At 65.9% G+C, this 15,572-nt stretch carries 13 protein-coding genes, 3 tRNA genes and 2 pseudogenes; 7 read left to right on the top strand and 11 right to left on the bottom strand.

The annotated features are described in order from the left end of the window. Nucleotides 1–6 precede the first annotated feature (6 nt). From O3669_RS09285 to O3669_RS09305, 5 genes are all read left to right on the top strand, one after another. Nucleotides 7–1,212: a pyridoxal phosphate-dependent aminotransferase gene (locus O3669_RS09285; RefSeq protein WP_371524477.1), complete on the top strand. Its 1,206-nt coding sequence runs from the start codon at nucleotides 7–9 to the stop codon at nucleotides 1,210–1,212. Continuing rightward, nucleotides 1,212–2,021, top strand: a complete 810-nt coding sequence (locus tag O3669_RS09290; RefSeq protein WP_371524478.1) for a lysophospholipase — start codon at nucleotides 1,212–1,214, stop codon at nucleotides 2,019–2,021. Before O3669_RS09285 ends, O3669_RS09290 begins: the two co-directional genes overlap by 1 nt. A 3-nt stretch (nucleotides 2,022–2,024) precedes the next feature. Next, nucleotides 2,025–3,107 carry an adenosine deaminase gene (locus tag O3669_RS09295; RefSeq protein ID WP_371524479.1) on the top strand — a complete coding sequence of 361 codons (1,083 nt, stop codon included), beginning with the start codon at nucleotides 2,025–2,027 and terminating at the stop codon, nucleotides 3,105–3,107. Between the two features lie 490 nt (nucleotides 3,108–3,597). After that, nucleotides 3,598–4,068 carry a helix-turn-helix domain-containing protein gene (locus O3669_RS09300; protein WP_295920585.1) on the top strand — a complete coding sequence of 157 codons (471 nt, stop codon included), beginning with the start codon at nucleotides 3,598–3,600 and terminating at the stop codon, nucleotides 4,066–4,068. Beyond that, the gene (locus O3669_RS09305; RefSeq protein WP_371524480.1) at nucleotides 4,065–4,460 is read left to right on the top strand and encodes an antitoxin; all 396 of its coding nucleotides are present in this window, start codon (nucleotides 4,065–4,067) and stop codon (nucleotides 4,458–4,460) included. The genes O3669_RS09300 and O3669_RS09305 overlap by 4 nt, the downstream gene beginning before the upstream one ends. A 1,671-nt stretch (nucleotides 4,461–6,131) precedes the next feature. Here O3669_RS09305 and O3669_RS09310 read toward each other — a convergent pair. From O3669_RS09310 to O3669_RS09325, 4 genes and pseudogenes are all read right to left on the bottom strand, one after another. Then, a complete protein-coding gene (locus O3669_RS09310; protein ID WP_371524483.1) occupies nucleotides 6,132–7,328 on the bottom strand; it encodes a UDP-N-acetylmuramate dehydrogenase in 1,197 nt (398 codons plus the stop codon). 90 nt (nucleotides 7,329–7,418) lie between these two features. Then, complete coding sequence (locus tag O3669_RS09315; RefSeq protein ID WP_371524481.1) at nucleotides 7,419–8,408, bottom strand: NADP-dependent oxidoreductase; 990 nt, start codon at nucleotides 8,406–8,408, stop codon at nucleotides 7,419–7,421. 120 nt (nucleotides 8,409–8,528) lie between these two features. Continuing rightward, nucleotides 8,529–8,872: pseudogene (locus O3669_RS09320) on the bottom strand (sugar MFS transporter); the annotation flags it as partial. A gap of 4 nt (nucleotides 8,873–8,876) precedes the next feature. Then, nucleotides 8,877–9,158, bottom strand: a complete 282-nt coding sequence (locus tag O3669_RS09325) for a transposase (RefSeq protein ID WP_295920575.1) — start codon at nucleotides 9,156–9,158, stop codon at nucleotides 8,877–8,879. Between the two features lie 267 nt (nucleotides 9,159–9,425). On the opposite strand from O3669_RS09325, the gene O3669_RS09330 reads away from it, so the two are divergent. Then, nucleotides 9,426–10,085, top strand: a complete 660-nt coding sequence (locus tag O3669_RS09330; RefSeq protein ID WP_371524482.1) for a FadR/GntR family transcriptional regulator — start codon at nucleotides 9,426–9,428, stop codon at nucleotides 10,083–10,085. A gap of 8 nt (nucleotides 10,086–10,093) precedes the next feature. On the opposite strand, the pseudogene O3669_RS09335 reads toward O3669_RS09330, so the two are convergent. From O3669_RS09335 to O3669_RS09355, 5 genes and pseudogenes are all read right to left on the bottom strand, one after another. Further along, nucleotides 10,094–10,691 (bottom strand): annotated as a pseudogene (locus tag O3669_RS09335) (sialidase family protein); the annotation flags it as partial. Nucleotides 10,692–10,775: 84 nt separating this feature from the next. Next, nucleotides 10,776–10,946 (bottom strand): 50S ribosomal protein L33, encoded by a 171-nt coding sequence (gene rpmG / locus O3669_RS09340; protein WP_003792256.1) that lies wholly within the window; start codon nucleotides 10,944–10,946, stop codon nucleotides 10,776–10,778. Between the two features lie 53 nt (nucleotides 10,947–10,999). Beyond that, a tRNA-Met gene (locus O3669_RS09345) sits at nucleotides 11,000–11,076 on the bottom strand. Between the two features lie 27 nt (nucleotides 11,077–11,103). Continuing rightward, nucleotides 11,104–11,176 (bottom strand) — tRNA-Thr (locus O3669_RS09350). A 90-nt stretch (nucleotides 11,177–11,266) separates the two neighbouring features. Then, nucleotides 11,267–11,351: transfer RNA gene (locus O3669_RS09355), tRNA-Tyr, on the bottom strand. Between the two features lie 100 nt (nucleotides 11,352–11,451). Between O3669_RS09355 and O3669_RS09360 the strand changes: the two genes are divergently transcribed. Then, complete coding sequence (locus O3669_RS09360; RefSeq protein WP_314770074.1) at nucleotides 11,452–11,955, top strand: YajQ family cyclic di-GMP-binding protein; 504 nt, start codon at nucleotides 11,452–11,454, stop codon at nucleotides 11,953–11,955. A 203-nt stretch (nucleotides 11,956–12,158) separates the two neighbouring features. Here O3669_RS09360 and htpX read toward each other — a convergent pair whose 3' ends face one another. Together htpX and O3669_RS09370 are read right to left on the bottom strand one after the other, a co-directional pair. After that, nucleotides 12,159–13,049 (bottom strand): zinc metalloprotease HtpX, encoded by an 891-nt coding sequence (gene htpX, locus O3669_RS09365; protein ID WP_295969002.1) that lies wholly within the window; start codon nucleotides 13,047–13,049, stop codon nucleotides 12,159–12,161. A 276-nt stretch (nucleotides 13,050–13,325) separates the two neighbouring features. Continuing rightward, nucleotides 13,326–14,837, bottom strand: a complete 1,512-nt coding sequence (locus tag O3669_RS09370; RefSeq protein WP_295969003.1) for an FAD-dependent oxidoreductase — start codon at nucleotides 14,835–14,837, stop codon at nucleotides 13,326–13,328. Nucleotides 14,838–15,572 lie beyond the last annotated feature (735 nt).

Genomic DNA, 15,572 nt, shown 5'->3' on the forward strand with positions numbered 1-15,572 from the left:
GGAGGGGTGACCAATACACCTCGCACCCGTGTCTCTGATCGTTTCAACGCCATCACGCCGTCCGCGACCTTGGCCGTGGACGCGAAGGCTAAGGCCCTCAAGGCCGCCGGCCGCCCCGTGATCGGCTTCGGCGCTGGCGAACCCGACTTCGCCACGCCCGACTACATTGTCGAGGCCGCCGTGAAGGCCGCGCGCAACCCCGCGATGCACCGCTACACGCCCGCCGCCGGCCTGCCGGCACTGCGCGAGGCCATCGCGGAAAAGACCCTGCGCGACTCCGGCTACGAGGTCTCCCCCGCCGACATCGTCGTGACCAACGGCGGCAAGCAGGCCGTGTTCCAGGCCTTCGCCGCGCTGCTGGGCCCCGGCGACGAGGCCATCCTGCCGACCCCCTACTGGACCACGTACCCCGAGGTCGTCAAGCTCGCCGGTGCGACCCCCGTCGAGGTGTTCGCGGGCGCCGACCAGGACTACAAGGTGAGCGTCGAGCAGCTCGAGGCCGCGCGCACCCCTCGCACGAAGGTCCTCCTCATGTGCTCGCCGTCCAACCCGACGGGCAGCGTCTACACACCCGAGGAACTGACCGCGATCGGCCAGTGGGCGCTCGAGCACGGCATCTGGGTCATTTCGGATGAGATCTACGAGCACCTGCTCTACGAGGACGCGCAGACCGCGCACATCGTCAAGCTCGTCCCCGAGCTGGCCGACCAGTCCGTGATCCTCAACGGCGTGGCCAAGACCTACGCGATGACCGGCTGGCGAGTGGGCTGGATGATCGGCCCCTCCGACGTCATCAAGGCCGCGCTGTCCTTCCAGTCGCACCTGACCTCCAACGTCAACAACATCGCCCAGGAGGCCGCGCGCGCCGCCGTGTCCGGCTCCCTGGACGCCGTGGACGAGATGCGCGTCGCCTTCGACCGCCGCCGCCGCACGATCGTTGACATGCTGCGCCAGATCGACGGCTTCGACGTTCCCACCCCGAAGGGCGCGTTCTACGTCTACCCCTCCGTCGAGCGCCTGCTGGGTCGCGACATCCGCGGCCGCGTCGCCAACACGTCGGGCGAGCTCGCGGACCTGATCCTCGACGAGGTTGAGGTCGCGGCCGTGCCCGGCGAGGCCTTCGGCCCCTCCGGCTTCCTGCGCTTCTCCTACGCCCTGGCCGACGACGACCTCGTCGAGGGCATCACCCGAGTGCAGGAGCTCTTCGCCTGATGCACGTCACGTTCGAACGGACAGGCGAGGAGACGCCCTTCGGAACCGTCCTCCTCTCCCACGGGTACGCCGAGCACTCCGGACGCTACGCCCACCTGCGCTCCGCGCTCACCCGCGCCGGATACGACGTCGCGTTCTACGACCACACGGGCCACGGGACCTCCGAGGGTCCCCGCGCCCGCGTGGACGTGGGCGCCCTCATCCGCGACTTCGGCGACGCGCGCCGGGCGACCCTCGCCCACGCGCGCACCCCCGACCTGTTCCTGTTCGGACACTCAATGGGTGGCCTCATCGCGGCCGCATCGACCATCCTGGACCCGACGCGGCTGCGCGGCACGGTTCTGTCCGCGCCCGCGCTGCGCCCCCTCCCCCACGTCGCCCCCTCCCGTGCCCGCGCACTCCTGCCGATCGCGAGGCTGAGCCCCGGCCTCGTCGTGGCGAAGGGAGCCTCCGAGATGGAGGTCTCTCCCCTGTCGCGCGACCCGCAGGTCCAGCGCGACTTCGACGCCGACCCGCTCACCTACAAGGGCGGCGTGCCGATCCTGACAGGCGCGACCATGATCCTCCAGGGCGACGAGGTCCTCAAGCGCGCCGCCCGCCTCACCACCCCGACCCTGGTCATGCACGGATCCGGGGACCTCATGGTTGACCTGCGCGGCTCGCGCGACTTCGTGCGCGCCGCCCGCGGCGCTCACCCCAACGCGGACGTGCACCTGCGCATCGTCGACGGCGCGTACCACGAGCTGCTCAACGAGCCCGAAGGCCCCGGCCTGATCCGCGACATCATCAGCTGGCTCGGGGAGCACTAGGCCGTGGACGCGCCCGCTGTCCCCAACCTGACGGCGCCGCGCCCCACGCCTGCGGGCAGGCGCGACCTGTCGACCCTGCCCAAAGCTCACCTGCACCTGCATTTCACGGGGGCCATGCGCCCCTCAACGATGGTGAACATGGCACGCACACAGGGCGTGCGCCTGCCCCCGAACCTGCTGCACGTCGACGCGGCGTCGATGCCGGCAGACGGGCGCGGATGGTTCCGTTTCCAGCGCGCCTATGATTCCGCGCGTCACCTCGTGCGCTCCGAGGCCGCGATGCGCCGCCTCATCCGCGAGGCCGCGGAGGACGACGCCGCCGAAGGCTCCGTGCGCATGGAGATTCAGGCCGACCCGACCAGCTATGCGCCCTACGTCGGCGGCATCACCCCCGCGCTCGAGATCATCATCGACGAGGCCCGCTCCGCCTCGCGCGATACCGGTGTCGACATCGGTGTGATCGTCGCGGCCTCGCGCATGAAGCATCCCTTGGACGCGCGCACCCTCGCGCGCCTGGCCGCTTCGTTCGCGGGCGACGGCCCCGGCGAGGTCGTGGGTTTTGGCCTGTCGAACGACGAGCGTGTGGGTTCGACGGCTTCTTTTGCCCCTGCGTTCCGCATCGCGCGCCGCGCCGGGCTCGTGGGCGTTCCGCACGGCGGCGAGCTCCTGGGGCCTTCCTCCGTGCGCGAGGTTGTCTCCGCTTTGGCACCCGCCCGCCTCGGGCACGGGGTGCGCACCAGCGAAGATCCGGCGCTCCTGCGCGCCGTCATCGACGAGGGCATCGCCCTGGAGGTGTGTCCCACGTCGAACGTGCACCTGGGCGTGTACACGGACTTTTCGCAGGTGCCGCTGCCGACTCTGTTGTCTGCCGGGGCTACCGTTGCGCTGGCTGCCGACGACCCGCTGCTGTTCCGCTCGCGCCTGGTCGCCCAGTACGAGGTCGCGCGCGACGTGTTTGGGCTGTCCGACGAAGCCTTGGCGTCTCTGGCACGTTCGTCGATCGACGCGTCGCTGGCCTCGCCCTCGCGCAAGGCGGCCTGGAAGGCCGACATCGATGCGTGGCTGGCGACGGAGCCTGCAGCGTAGTGCTGCGGCCCCCGCGGCGTAGTGCCTGTGTGGGGTGCGCACCTGATCTGTGAGGTGCTGCCCGCGCGCGAGCAACAACGGTGTAGCTAGTGCGATTAGCGTCTCATTTGATTGAGTGCTACCCGCGCGCGAGCAACAACGGTTGTCACGCGAGGCAGCGCGCAGCAGCTGTTTCTCACCGCCCTCACGATTCTCACGATTCTCACGACTCTCACGATTCGGCACGTTTACCCATAAATGTCGCACGTAATTCCCCCACGCCTCTTTCAAACTTTGAAATCGGATCGTTGATATTCCGCGGTTTTCAAGGCGTGTCCCAGAACACGCTTCGGGGAATTACGTGCGAAATGTAGGGATCCCTCTCTCAGTCCGGTTGTTTCTTTCCCGTCCGATCACCCGAGTCGGCCACCTCGGGACGACCACAGACCCCGGCCTCGTACCTACAGACGACCACTTCAGCAATAGTGCACGCGTGCACTATCATGGAGACATGAGCCGGTTTCGTCGTGACGATGCGCCGTCCCTCGTGCGCGCTGCACGTCAGGACGCGTCCCTCACGCAGGCCGAGCTGGCGGCGATGACCGGGATGAGCCAGTCGACGCTCGCGCAGATCGAGTCCGGCAGGCGCGCAGTCTCCGCCGAACTGCTCGAACGCATCCTCCGCGTCGCCGACTACCGCCCCTCTGTGCCGCTTGCCCGCTACGCGCCCGCGATCAGCAGCTACGCCCAGGAACGAGGCCTCGGTTCCCTCCGCGTCTTCGGCTCGGTTGCCCGGGGAACAGACGGATTCGAGTCAGACATTGACCTGATCGGCACGCCCACCCGCGAGCTATCGCTGTTCGAGTTGGCGGACATCGCATCGTTCGCGTGCGAGCTCACCGGCTTCCCGACGGAGGTTCACGCGGACACTCACGTACCCGAGGCACTGCGAACTGCCGTTGACGAGGCCGTGGCACTATGAGCGAGTCGGCTCCCTTCACCCCTCGGCCGCGAGTGGCGCGCAGACACGCGCCCAGTTTCGACGCTGAGAACTTCCTGCACGAACTCGACGTCATCGCCCACCGCATCGAGCGGGTTGCCGCTGTCCCCGCAGAGGCTTTCAGCGCCGATTGCCCGGAGTATGACTCGGCTTGCATGGTGATCATTCGGCTGGCCGCGTTCCTGGAACGCGAAGAGTACGCGCCCTACATGGATGCCCTGACTTCCTCGGAGAAGCGCGCCCTGCGCACGACCCGCAACATTGCCGCACACTCGGGGTACCAGAGCATGGACGACCAGCTCCTGTGGATGGCCGTCACCCGCAACGTGCCCGACATGATCGAGCGCTTGCGCGCCGCAGCCTCACGCGGATAGGTTACGAACACGCGGATAGGTTATTAACCTATCCACAAGCGAATAACCTATCCGCATCGTGACAACCTATCCGCGAGCGCAGGCCAGATCGGCCTCAACACTCGCACGATTCCACACAGTTCCCCGACAATCTCGCACGTAATTCCCCCACGCCTCTTTCAAACTTTGAAATCGGATCGTTGATATTCCGCGGTTTTCAAGGCGTGTCCCAGAACACGCTTCGGGGAATTACGTGCGAAATTTGGGGAAGTCTCAGCGGCACCCGCAGCACCTGCAGTATCGACGGTATCGACGGAATTTACGGGAGGATGCAAACACAGCCGTTGCCCGGTCCCCGTGGCCCACAGCCACAGCGGTGCCCAAAACGCAGACCACCTCTGCTCAAACCACCAAAATACAGCCATTGTGGCCGAGGTGGTCTGCACTTTGGGCAGATTGCCGGTGAGGGCCATCCTCACCAGCACACAGCGACTGCCGACACCACCTCGGCGGCCGAGGGCTCGCACGCGGATAGGTTACGAACACGCGGATAGGTTACGAACACGCGGATAGGTTATTAACCTATCCACAAGCGAATAACCTATCCGCATCGTGACAACCTATCCGCGAGCGACGCCCCGGATCCCACCGTCACCTCAGGGCCACAGGGCAAGCACCGAAGGGCAGCCAGCACACCGATGTGCTCAAACCGTAGACCACCTCAGCCAAAAACACCCATTTCAAGCGAAGTGGACTGCACTTTGAGACAAGAACACAACACCACCAATAACAACCAACAACCCTCAAAACACCCGGTCCACAAAACCAGACCAGGCCACAATCACCACCACGCGGATTCTTCCACCTCAACGCACTTTCGCGTACCAGACCGTCCCCAAACGCCACCCACAGCAACCACACCCACGACGCCGCAAGACGCATCCCGCCGCAAGACGCCTCCCGCTGCAATCAGCCATGATTCCCCGACAATATCGCACGTAATTCCCCCACGCCTCTTTCAAACTTTGAAATCGGATCGTTGATATTCCGCGGTTTTCAAGGCGTGTCCCAGAACACGCTTCGGGGAATTACGTGCGAAATTTGGGGAGGTCTCGGCGGAATCTGCGGTATCGACGGGATTTACGGGAGGATGCAAACACAGTCGTTGCCCGGTCACCCGTGGCCCACAGCCACAGCGGTGCCCAAATCGCTGGCCACCTCGGCGACCGACGGTTCGCATGCGGATAGGTTACGAAGATCCGGATAGGTTACGAAGATCCGGATAGGTTACGAAGATCCGGATAGGTTATTAAGCTATCCGGATGCGCATAACCTATCCGGATCGTGACAACCTATCCGCGTAACGGATCCGCGAGCGCAGGCCAGATCGGCCTCAACACTCGCACGATCCCACACAGTTCCCCGACAATCTCGCACGTAATTCCCCCACACCTCTTTCAAACTTTGAAATCGAAACGTTGATATTCCGCGGTTTTCAAGGTGTGTCCCAGAACACGCTCCGGGGAATTACGTGCGAAATGTGGGGAGGCCCCGCAGCAGGTTCTCCGGAAAGATGCCAAGGACGGTCGAGGCCACAACGACCGTGACCCGCTACCAGGCGCCGACCGTGACCCTCTACCGGGTGGCCCGCTACCAGGCGATACCGACCGTGACCCGCTACCGGGTGACCGTCTACCAGGCGATGCCGACCGTGACCGGCTCGGGCACCAGGGTCACGCCAAACGCGTCATATACGCGCTCGCGCACGGCGCGGGCCAGGGCCTCGATGTCGGCACTGCTCGCGCCGCCCCTGTTCGTCAGGGCCAGCACGTGCTTCGTGGACAGGGATGCGCGCGGAGGGTCCCCAGCCTCGGGCAGGTGGAATCCCTTCCCGCAGCCCGCGTGGTCGATGAGCCAGGCGGCGCTCGTCTTGACGAGGCCCTCCCCCGCGCCAAAGCGTGGCGCGCCCTCGGGCAGGGACGCGGCCACGGCCTCGGGCAGGATCGGGTTCGTGAAGAAAGAGCCGGCGCTCCACGTGTCATGATCGGCGGGGTCGAGGACCATGCCCTTGCCGCGGCGCAGCTCCAGGACGGTCGAACGCACCAGGGACGCGTCGGCGCGCTCCCCGGCCTCGACGCCCAGGCGCCGGGCGAGCTCGGAGTACATGACGGGGGCGCTCAGGGGCGAGCGCTCCAAGCGGAAGTCCACGGACAGGACCACCCAGCGGCCGGTCGGGCCCCACGGGCGGCCATTCAGGCCCACCTCGCCGACGCTGCGCTTGATAGCCGAGGAGCGGTAGGCGAATCCGAGCTCAGCCGGAGCCAGGCGCACGACGTTACCCGTCAGGCGGTCGTAGGCCTCGACCGAGGAGATGGTTTCGGCGACCTCGTGGCCGTAGGCGCCCACGTTCTGCACGGGGGACGCGCCCACGGTGCCGGGGATGCCGGAGAGCGCTTCGACGCCGGAGAGGCCCTGGGCCAGGGTCCAGGACACGAACTCGTCCCAGACGGTGCCCGCGCCGGCGCGCACGAGCACCGGCCCGGAAGGACCCTCATCGATGATGGAGGCGATCTCGCCGAAAGGCTGCACGTCCACGACCGTGCCCTCAAAGGGCGCGTCGGAGGCCAGCAGGTTCGATCCGCCACCCACGACGAGCAGCGGGCCGCCCGAGGCGTCGGCCGCGCGAACGGCCTCCACGAGGGCGTCGGTCGAGGTGGCGGGCACGAGGCGGGCAATCGGCCCACCCACGCGCAGGGTCGTCAGATCAGCGAGGGTCGTCATGCCCCTAAGCCTAGTCGCACGGCGCGCGTTCGGCCTAACCCCGGCAGGCCTCGGCCCCGCGAGCGCCGGGTGGTACGCACCGGCACGAGGCCGTGGTAAGCCTGCGATCCGGCGCACGCAGCGGTGGGCAGACTGAGGCACGAGGCCGTGGCAGGCTCGTCCCCCTCCGTTCGTTCGCCGGAGGGTAGCGTGAGGATTTCAGGGAATAGTGATGACGATCTTGCCACGGACGTGGCCACCCATGAGCTCCGTGTACGCGGCGCGTACTTGCTCCACGTCGAACGGGTAGGTGCCCGCGATAGTCAGGTTCACCGTGCCGCGGTCAATGAGTCCCGCGACTGTTGCAATGTCGGCGATCTTTCCGTCTCGCCCGCCGGTAAAGCGCGCGCGACGCAGGGCGATCGCGGGAGTTGGAACGAGAGTGCCCACGCGCTCTCCCGGAACACCGAGACTATGGGCCAGCGACGAGTATCCGCCGAAGCAGTCGATGAAGGCAGTGACGGGCGAGGGCGCCGCGTCCTTGATGTGTTGCTCCAGGCCCTCGCCATAGGCCACGGGGATCGCGCCAAGGGACCGCAGGTAGTCGGCGTTGGAGGGACCGGCGATACCGATGACGCTCGCCCCGCGGGCACGAGCGAGCTGTGTGACGAGGCCTCCCACTCCCCCGGCGGCTGCCGCGACAACGATAACGTCACCCGCCTCCGCCCTCACACGGCGGAGCGCACCCATCGCGGTCTGTGCAGCAACACCCAGGCCTCCGGCGACGTCGAAGCTGACGGAGGCGGGTTTGGGGACAACGTTCGTCGCCGAGGTGAGTACGTCCGTCGCGAGTGCCCCGTATTCCCGAGCGGACCAGGGAGCGGCGCGCAGGAGGCCGATAACCTCGTCCCCCACGCACACGTTGCTCACCGCCGGGCCGACGGCCGTCACGACGCCGGCAAAATCCTGTCCGACGCCCCGTAGCGGCCGCTCCTTGCCGCGAGCGAACCAACGGGCAGGGTGAACGATGGTGCGGACGACCTCGAGGGGCCTCGTCAATCCACCGAAGAGCTTGTAGTCAACAGGGTTGATGCCGGCGGCCCGCACCTTCACGAGCACCTGCCCCTCACCGGGCGCAGGAAGGGATACCTCGCCTTCCTCGAGCACCTCAACGCCTCCGAAACGACGGTATCCGATCATTCGCGCCATGATTCTTCTTCTCTCATCGAAGCGACACTGAGCGCCACGTCACAGGCGTTCCTGCCCACCAGGATACACCGACCGAGTAGCCGAAGAAAGGCGCAAGGACAAGCCGGATACGCGGCCTGTCTAGTCGCCAAACACCAGGTCCGTGCGCCTGGTTCCACGCCGGTCGGGCACCTGCCCGGCAAGCACGATGCGAGGAGGATCGGCAGGGCGACTAAGGCGAGCGCTCGGTGGTAGCCGATGTGGTCGGCGATGAGGCCGAGGAGGGGCGGGCCGATGAGGGCCGCGCCGTAGTTGACGGTGGACAGGACGGAGACGCGCGCGGGCGTCATCACGGGGTCGACGGACAGGGCGGAGATGCCCAGGGGGAAGCCGAGGGCCGAGCCGATGACCCACAGGGCGATGCCCGCGACCGCGAACAGGTGGTGCGGCGCGAAGGCCACGAGCAGCAGGCCCACGACCGCGCCGGGCCTAGAAGTTTCCCTCCGCCAACTCTCGCAGCGCCGCCTTCTCCAGCTCGGCTTGGCCCAGCAACTGTTTCAAGCGCGCGTTTTGCTCGCGCAACTCACGCAGCTCCTTGGCCTCACGACGACTCATCGACCCATAACGCTGGCGCCACCGGCACAACGTCGCCTCGCTGATACCCAGCACGCGGCAGGCCTGGGCCACACTCATGCCCTCACCTCGCAACGCCTCGGCCTTCTCCAGCTTCACGACAATCTGCTCAGGCGTGTGCTTCGAGAACTTCCTCATGGTCATCCATTCTGCCCGGCCACAAGCAGCCAGGACTACTCAGAACAACCCTCTCACAACAAACGGTCCAAAAAACCCAGACCCCTCCAGCATGCTCTCGCTCCTCATCGTCGAGAAATGGAACATGCGGATCTTTTTTGTTCCGCTCGCTATACTTAGCTTATGTTGTCAGACAAATCTGTGCAAGAGATTACAGCACAAGTACCCGGATCCACCGACGCAAACCGGGCGGCACCAGCGCACATTGATACGCGATCCTCCGTCACGATGGACGCGATCAAGTCCTACATCCTGCGCCACGGGCTGCGCCCCGGGGACCACCTGCCCACCGAATCCGCGCTGTGCGCCGACCTCGGAGTCTCGCGCTCTTCGGTTCGTGAGGCACTGCGCAAACTCCAGGCCCTCGACATCGTCACAGTCCGCCAGGGATCGGGCTCCTACGTCGGAGACATGTCGCTGCAACCCCTGGTCGAAACCCTCGTGCTGCGCGCGGCCCTCGACGACATCAACGGCGTGCAGTCCCTGCACTCGATCGTCGAAACCCGCCACGCCCTCGACCTCGGGATCGCGCTGCCACTCACCCGAGCCATGAAGGGCACATCCAACCCGGAACTGTGGGAACTGGTCAACACCATGACGGACCACGCCCACTCCGGCGCCACCTACCTGGACCAGGACATCGCGTTCCACTCCGGGCTGCTGGCCTACCTGAAGAATCCGCTCATGCACCAGCTCGTCGCCGCCATGTGGCTGGTTCACCAGAGCGTGACCCCTCAGCTGGCCGCAGCCTCGCGCGAGGAGATGGAGGACACCGCCGAGGCGCACGCCGCGATCCTGCACGCGTGCGAGGCCGGGGACGTGGAGGCGTACGCCGCAGCAGTCGACGCCCACTACGAACCCCTCATGGCCATCATCGAAGGCCGCTGACCAGGAGCCCCGGCCCGTGCGTCAACCACCTGCACGTAGGTTTGCTCCCCCACGCGCACGACGTAGGGCATAGCAACCTCACCATCAACGGTGGCCGTGGCTCCCGAGGTCGAGAAGAGCGCGTCCGCGCCCGTGACCTCGTAGTGGGCATCCGTCATATCCGCGTAGGTCAGCTCCGCAGGGCCACTCCCCCACGCCCACCACGCGCGCAGACGCTCACCGCCCGCGCTCGAGTCCATATAGCCGACGGCTCCCTCGCTCGAGGCGAACGCCAGGTGCATGAGTCCGCCGCCGTCGACCCCCACGCAGGCATCCGACGAGACAGGCGGGGCACCCCGTCGGTAGCTCGCGCGGATACGACCAGCCACCGCGCCCATCGCGCTCCATCCAGCGGATTCGGTTCGGATTCGGCAGGTCCGAGGCCATGGTCAGCCCGTTGAAGTCAGCTCCCGTGCCCGAGGCCGGGGCGGGCCGCTCGTCGAAGAAGAGAATGAGACGCTCATCACGGAGCCTCACAAGGGCAGGAATACGAGCCTCACCTGCACCGATCGGTGCGACGATCTGGCGGGCACCCACCCGACATCGCATGTCATAGCTCTCACTCATGCGGACGGCATACACGAGTGACGCCGCATACACAGAAAAGCCCCGGGGAACTTTTCGTTCCTCGGGACTCTTACTGTGAAACCGTCAGCGGGTCTCGCGGTGCGCCGTCGACTTGTGGCAGCGCGGGCAGTACTTCGCCAGTTCGAGACGATCCGGCGTGTTACGACGGTTCTTCTTGGTGATGTAGTTGCGCTCCTTGCACTCCGAGCAGGCCAGAGTGATCTTGGGGCGAACGTCCTGAGACTTGCTTGCCACGGTTGTTTCCCTCGCTTTGTTTCGTCGCTCCTGCGACCTGTCGAATAAAGAGTTGGTAGCGGGGGCGGGGCTCGAACCCGCGACCTCACGATTATGAGTCGTGCGCTCTGACCAGCTGAGCTACCCCGCCGCCGGAAGCGGAAGAATCCGCGACCGGAGCCCCGAAAGGGAATCGAACCCTTGACCTTCTCCTTACCATGGAGACGCTCTGCCTACTGAGCTATCGGGGCAACGCCGAGAAGCTTACCTCAACTCCGACCGCCGAAGCAAACCCGGAACCTGAGAAGCACCTCACAGGCGTACTCACTGAAACCAGCGAGTGGTGGCAGGTGAGGGATTCGAACCCCCGAAGCACGAAGCGTCTGATTTACAGTCAGATCCATTTGGCCGCTTTGGTAACCTGCCTTTGCGCCGCTCTCGCGGTGCCGTGAAAGAATAGCATTAAAATGATCCCGAGCGCCAATCGAAACTTTGATTGGCGGAATTCCAACGAAAGGTGCCCCTCATGGCAGACTCCTCCTTCGACGTTGTCTCCAAGCTTGACCGCCAGGAGGTCGACAACGCCGTCAACCAGACCGCCAAGGAGATCGCCAACCGCTACGACTTCCGCGGCGTCGACGCCGCCATCACCCTCAGCGGCGACACAATCGCGATGGAAGCCAACTCCGCCTCCCGCGTCATGGCCATCCTCGACGTCTTGCAGTCCAAGCTGATCCGCCGCGGCCTGTCCCTGAAGGTTCTGGACTACAAGGATCGCGAACCCAAGGCCTCCGGCAAGCTCTTCAAGCTGGCATGCCCCCTCAAGGAAGGCATCCCCCAGGACACCGCCAAGAAGATCTCCAAGCTGATCCGCGACGAAGGCCCGAAGGGCGTCAAGGCCCAGATTCAGGGTGACGAACTTCGCGTTTCTTCGAAGTCGCGCGACGACCTCCAGGCCGTCATCGCCCTGCTCAAGGGCCCCAAGGGCGAGGAACTGGACGTCGCCCTCCAGTTCGTGAACTACCGCTGATCACGTTTCGCAGCTGTGGCGTGGCGGCCCACACCGGGCCGCCCCGCCACATTTTTGTTGCCCATTCCACTCAATGTCCGCCGCTGAGGCACAGGGGGCGGAGGGGACGACGATCGGCAAGCACCCGGACAGCGCCCGGACAGCGCCCGGCAAGCACCCGGACAACACCCGGACAGCGCCCGGCAAGCGGACAGCAAGCCGCCTCAGTAGCCCGCGATCTTCTCCAGGCGCGCGATGCGCTGATCCATCGGCGGGTGCGTGGAGAACATGCGGGCCAGGGACTCGCCGCGGAACGGGTTGGCTATCATCATCGCCGCGACGTTACGCGTGGACGGCGTGTCCGCCATCGGACGACGGTCGGTCGTCATCTCGAGCTTGCGCAGCGCGGAGGCCAAAGCGAGGGGATCCTGCGTGAGCATCGCGCCGTCCTCGTCCGCATCGAATTCGCGGGTGCGGGAGATAGAGAACTGGATGAGCGTCGCGGCAATCGGCGCCAGGATACTCATGGCAAGAATCCCGATGATCCCGAAGAGCCCCGATCCGCCGCCCTCCTCGTCGCGTCGTCCGGAAACGCCAAAGAACATGAGGAACTGAGCAACGGACGTGATGACACCGCCCATTGCGGCCGCCACCGAAGAGGTGAGGATGTCGCGGTTGTACACGTGCATCAGCTCATGCCCGAGGACTCCGCGCAGCTCGCGCTCATTCAGGATCGCCAGGATGCCCTCGGTACAGCACACAGCCGCATGCTCGGGGTCGCGGCCCGTCGCGAACGCATTGGGCGTCATCGTCGGGGCGACCCAGATGAGCGGCATCGGTTGGCCCGCGCGCTCGGACAGCTCGCGCACGATCGCGTACAGCTCGGGGCGCTCCAGCTCACTCACCGGATAGGCGTTCATCGAACGCAGCGCCAACGACGCAGAGTTCCAGTACGCGTACGCGGTCTGCGCCAGCCCAATACCCGCAAAGAGCAGGATCCAGAACGCCTGCCCCGTGCCGCGCGATACAAGTGCCCCAATGCACACCAGCAACGCCCACATGCCGCCCAGCAACAGGGTCGTCTTGAGGCCATTGTGATAGTTGCGCTGAGCCATGCAGGTGATCCTAAAGAGGTTATCTGGGAAGCACCTGAAAACCAGCCGAGTCACCGGTGGGAATTCGCGCGGAATCCCCCGGTCAGGGACGAGGCCGTGGCTCACCTCCGCTCAGTGGCTCTGTCCCGCCGCGGCTGGCACGCGCGGCTACGACTTGCACACAACATTCCGCCGTCCCCCATGGCTCACCGGCGAGGCCGCCACCCACTCCCCCACACGCGAACGAGGCCGCAGCCGGAAAACCCGGCCACGGCCTCGTCACTGAAAGGAAACGACTCAGTTACGTCGTCCCGGACCCGTGTAGTCGTCGAAACGTTCGGGGGCGGTGGGCACGCCCATCTCGCCCATCTCGCCGATCAGGTCGGCGGAGGCAGCATCCACCTCGGCACCGCGCGAGATGTCGGTCATGACGCGGCGGGACACGACCTTGACGCGCTCGCGCGTGCCGCGACCGCCCGGAAGCTCGCCGTAGTCCTCGCCCAGAGCCTGCTCGTACGCATCCAGCAGCTCCCAGCCCTCCCACGTCGTGAACTCGACGCCGCGGGACTCCAGGAGGGCCACCATGGCCTCGTGCCCCACCTCGGCAGTGTTCGCGTGCAGACGACCCTCGTTCGCGTCCTCCACGAGGTGCGTGATCGTCTGCTGCGCGTCCGACTTGGTCGAGCCGATGAGGCCGACGGGGCCGCGCTTGATCCAGCCGGTCGCGTACACACCGGGGATGACGGCGGCGTTTTCGTCCTTCGTGGTCTCGCCTTCGATGACGCGCCCCTCCACGTTCGGCACGACGCCGGCGCGCGTGTCGAAGGGCAGGCCCGGGATCGGCGACGAGTAGTAGCCCACCGCGCGGTAGACCGCCTGGACCGGCCACGTCGTGATGACGCCCGTGCCCGACACCGAGCCGTCGCCGTTCAGGGCCGTGCGCTCAGTGCGCAGCGCCTTCACGTGACCGTCCTCGTCGGCGACGATCTCGACCGGGGCCTGGAACAGGTGAATGTGGATGCGACGCGACGCCGTGTGCTCCTCGGGGTCCGCCATCGCGTAGTTCGTCAGCGTCTTCACGACCTGACGCTGCTGGTTCGACGCGCGCAGCGCCTCCTCCGAACCCTCATCGAAGTCGAAGTCTTCCTCGGAAACGATGACATCCACGTCCGGCACCTTGCCGAGCTCGCGCAGCTCCAGCGGCGTGAACTTCACCTGCGCGGGGCCGCGGCGGCCGAACACGTGAACGTCGGTGATCGGGTTGTCAGCCAGGGCCTCGGCGACGTTGGCGGGAACCTCGGTCTTGAGCATGTCCTCGGCGTGCTTGGCCAGGACTCGCGACACGTCGAGCGCCACGTTGCCGACGCCCAGGACCGCCACCTCGCGGGCCTTCAGCGGCCACGTGCGCGGGTAATCCGGGTTGCCGTCGTACCAGGACACGAAGTCCGCGGCGCCGTAGGACTCGGGCAGGTCCACGCCCGGAATGTCGAGCGGGTGATCGCGGTCAGCGCCCGTCGCGATAATGATCGCGTCGTAGTGGTCACGCAGATCGTCGATCGTGACATCTCGGCCAACCTCAACGTTGCCGAGCAGGCGAATGTCGCCACGCTGGAGGATCTTGTACAGGGCGACGATGATCTGCTTGATGCGCGGGTGGTCGGGCGCCACGCCGTAGCGCACGAGCCCGTACGGCGCGGGAAGCCGCTCAAACAGGTCGATATTCACCTCGAGTCCCGACTTCGACAAAATGTCCGACGCGTAGATGCCAGCGGGACCGGCGCCGATGACGGCAACGTTGAGCGGTGCCAAGCGAGTTCTCCTTTTTCGTGACCGCGCGCGTTTGCGCGCACCTGGGCACCAAGTCTAGCGCCCCTGCGGCAAGGTGAACCTCAGCTGAGACGGCAAACACAGCCATCGGCGCGTCACTTCGGGGGACGAGGCCTGGGCTGAGCCGTGCGCAGCTGCGCTGTCTGCGGGAACGCGTGGAGAGGCTGCGGAGGTCTTGAAGGCGGAAGTGTCTGGGTGTGAGGGGTGTCGGCGGCGGTGCCTGGTGTATTTTCCGTTCGTCGGCCGAACATGTTGGGTCCGATTCCCCCGGACGCGGCCGGAGCACGCCGAAAGTGGTCGAGCCGCGTCATGAACCCCGTGCTCAGCACGCAGTCGCCCTAGCCCGCAGCGCGAAACCCGGGCCACGAGCGAAACCGAGCGCGCATCTCATCCGAATGCGCCCCACATTCCACCCACGCCGCGACACCTCACGCCCCACTTGCCCACAGTGCAGTCCACCTCGGCTACAACAGCCCATTTTCACCAGTTCTCACCAAAGTGGACGACGGTTTGAGCAGCAACCCAACGACTCACCGCCAACTCAGAGGCCAAACATGGGGGTTTTGCGACCATAGGCCCCCGACACGCCGGCGACACGCCGCCCGAAGCCTCCTATGGTCGCAATTCCCCCCGCTCGCACACTTAGACCCACCTCAAACACAACCACATCGACAGAGATACCCTCAACACTGGATACCTCCGCACCCTGTCAAGTCC

The sequence above is a fragment of the Pauljensenia sp. 20925_1_34 genome (assembly GCF_041432775.1).
In the GTDB taxonomy this organism is placed as follows: domain Bacteria; phylum Actinomycetota; class Actinomycetes; order Actinomycetales; family Actinomycetaceae; genus Pauljensenia.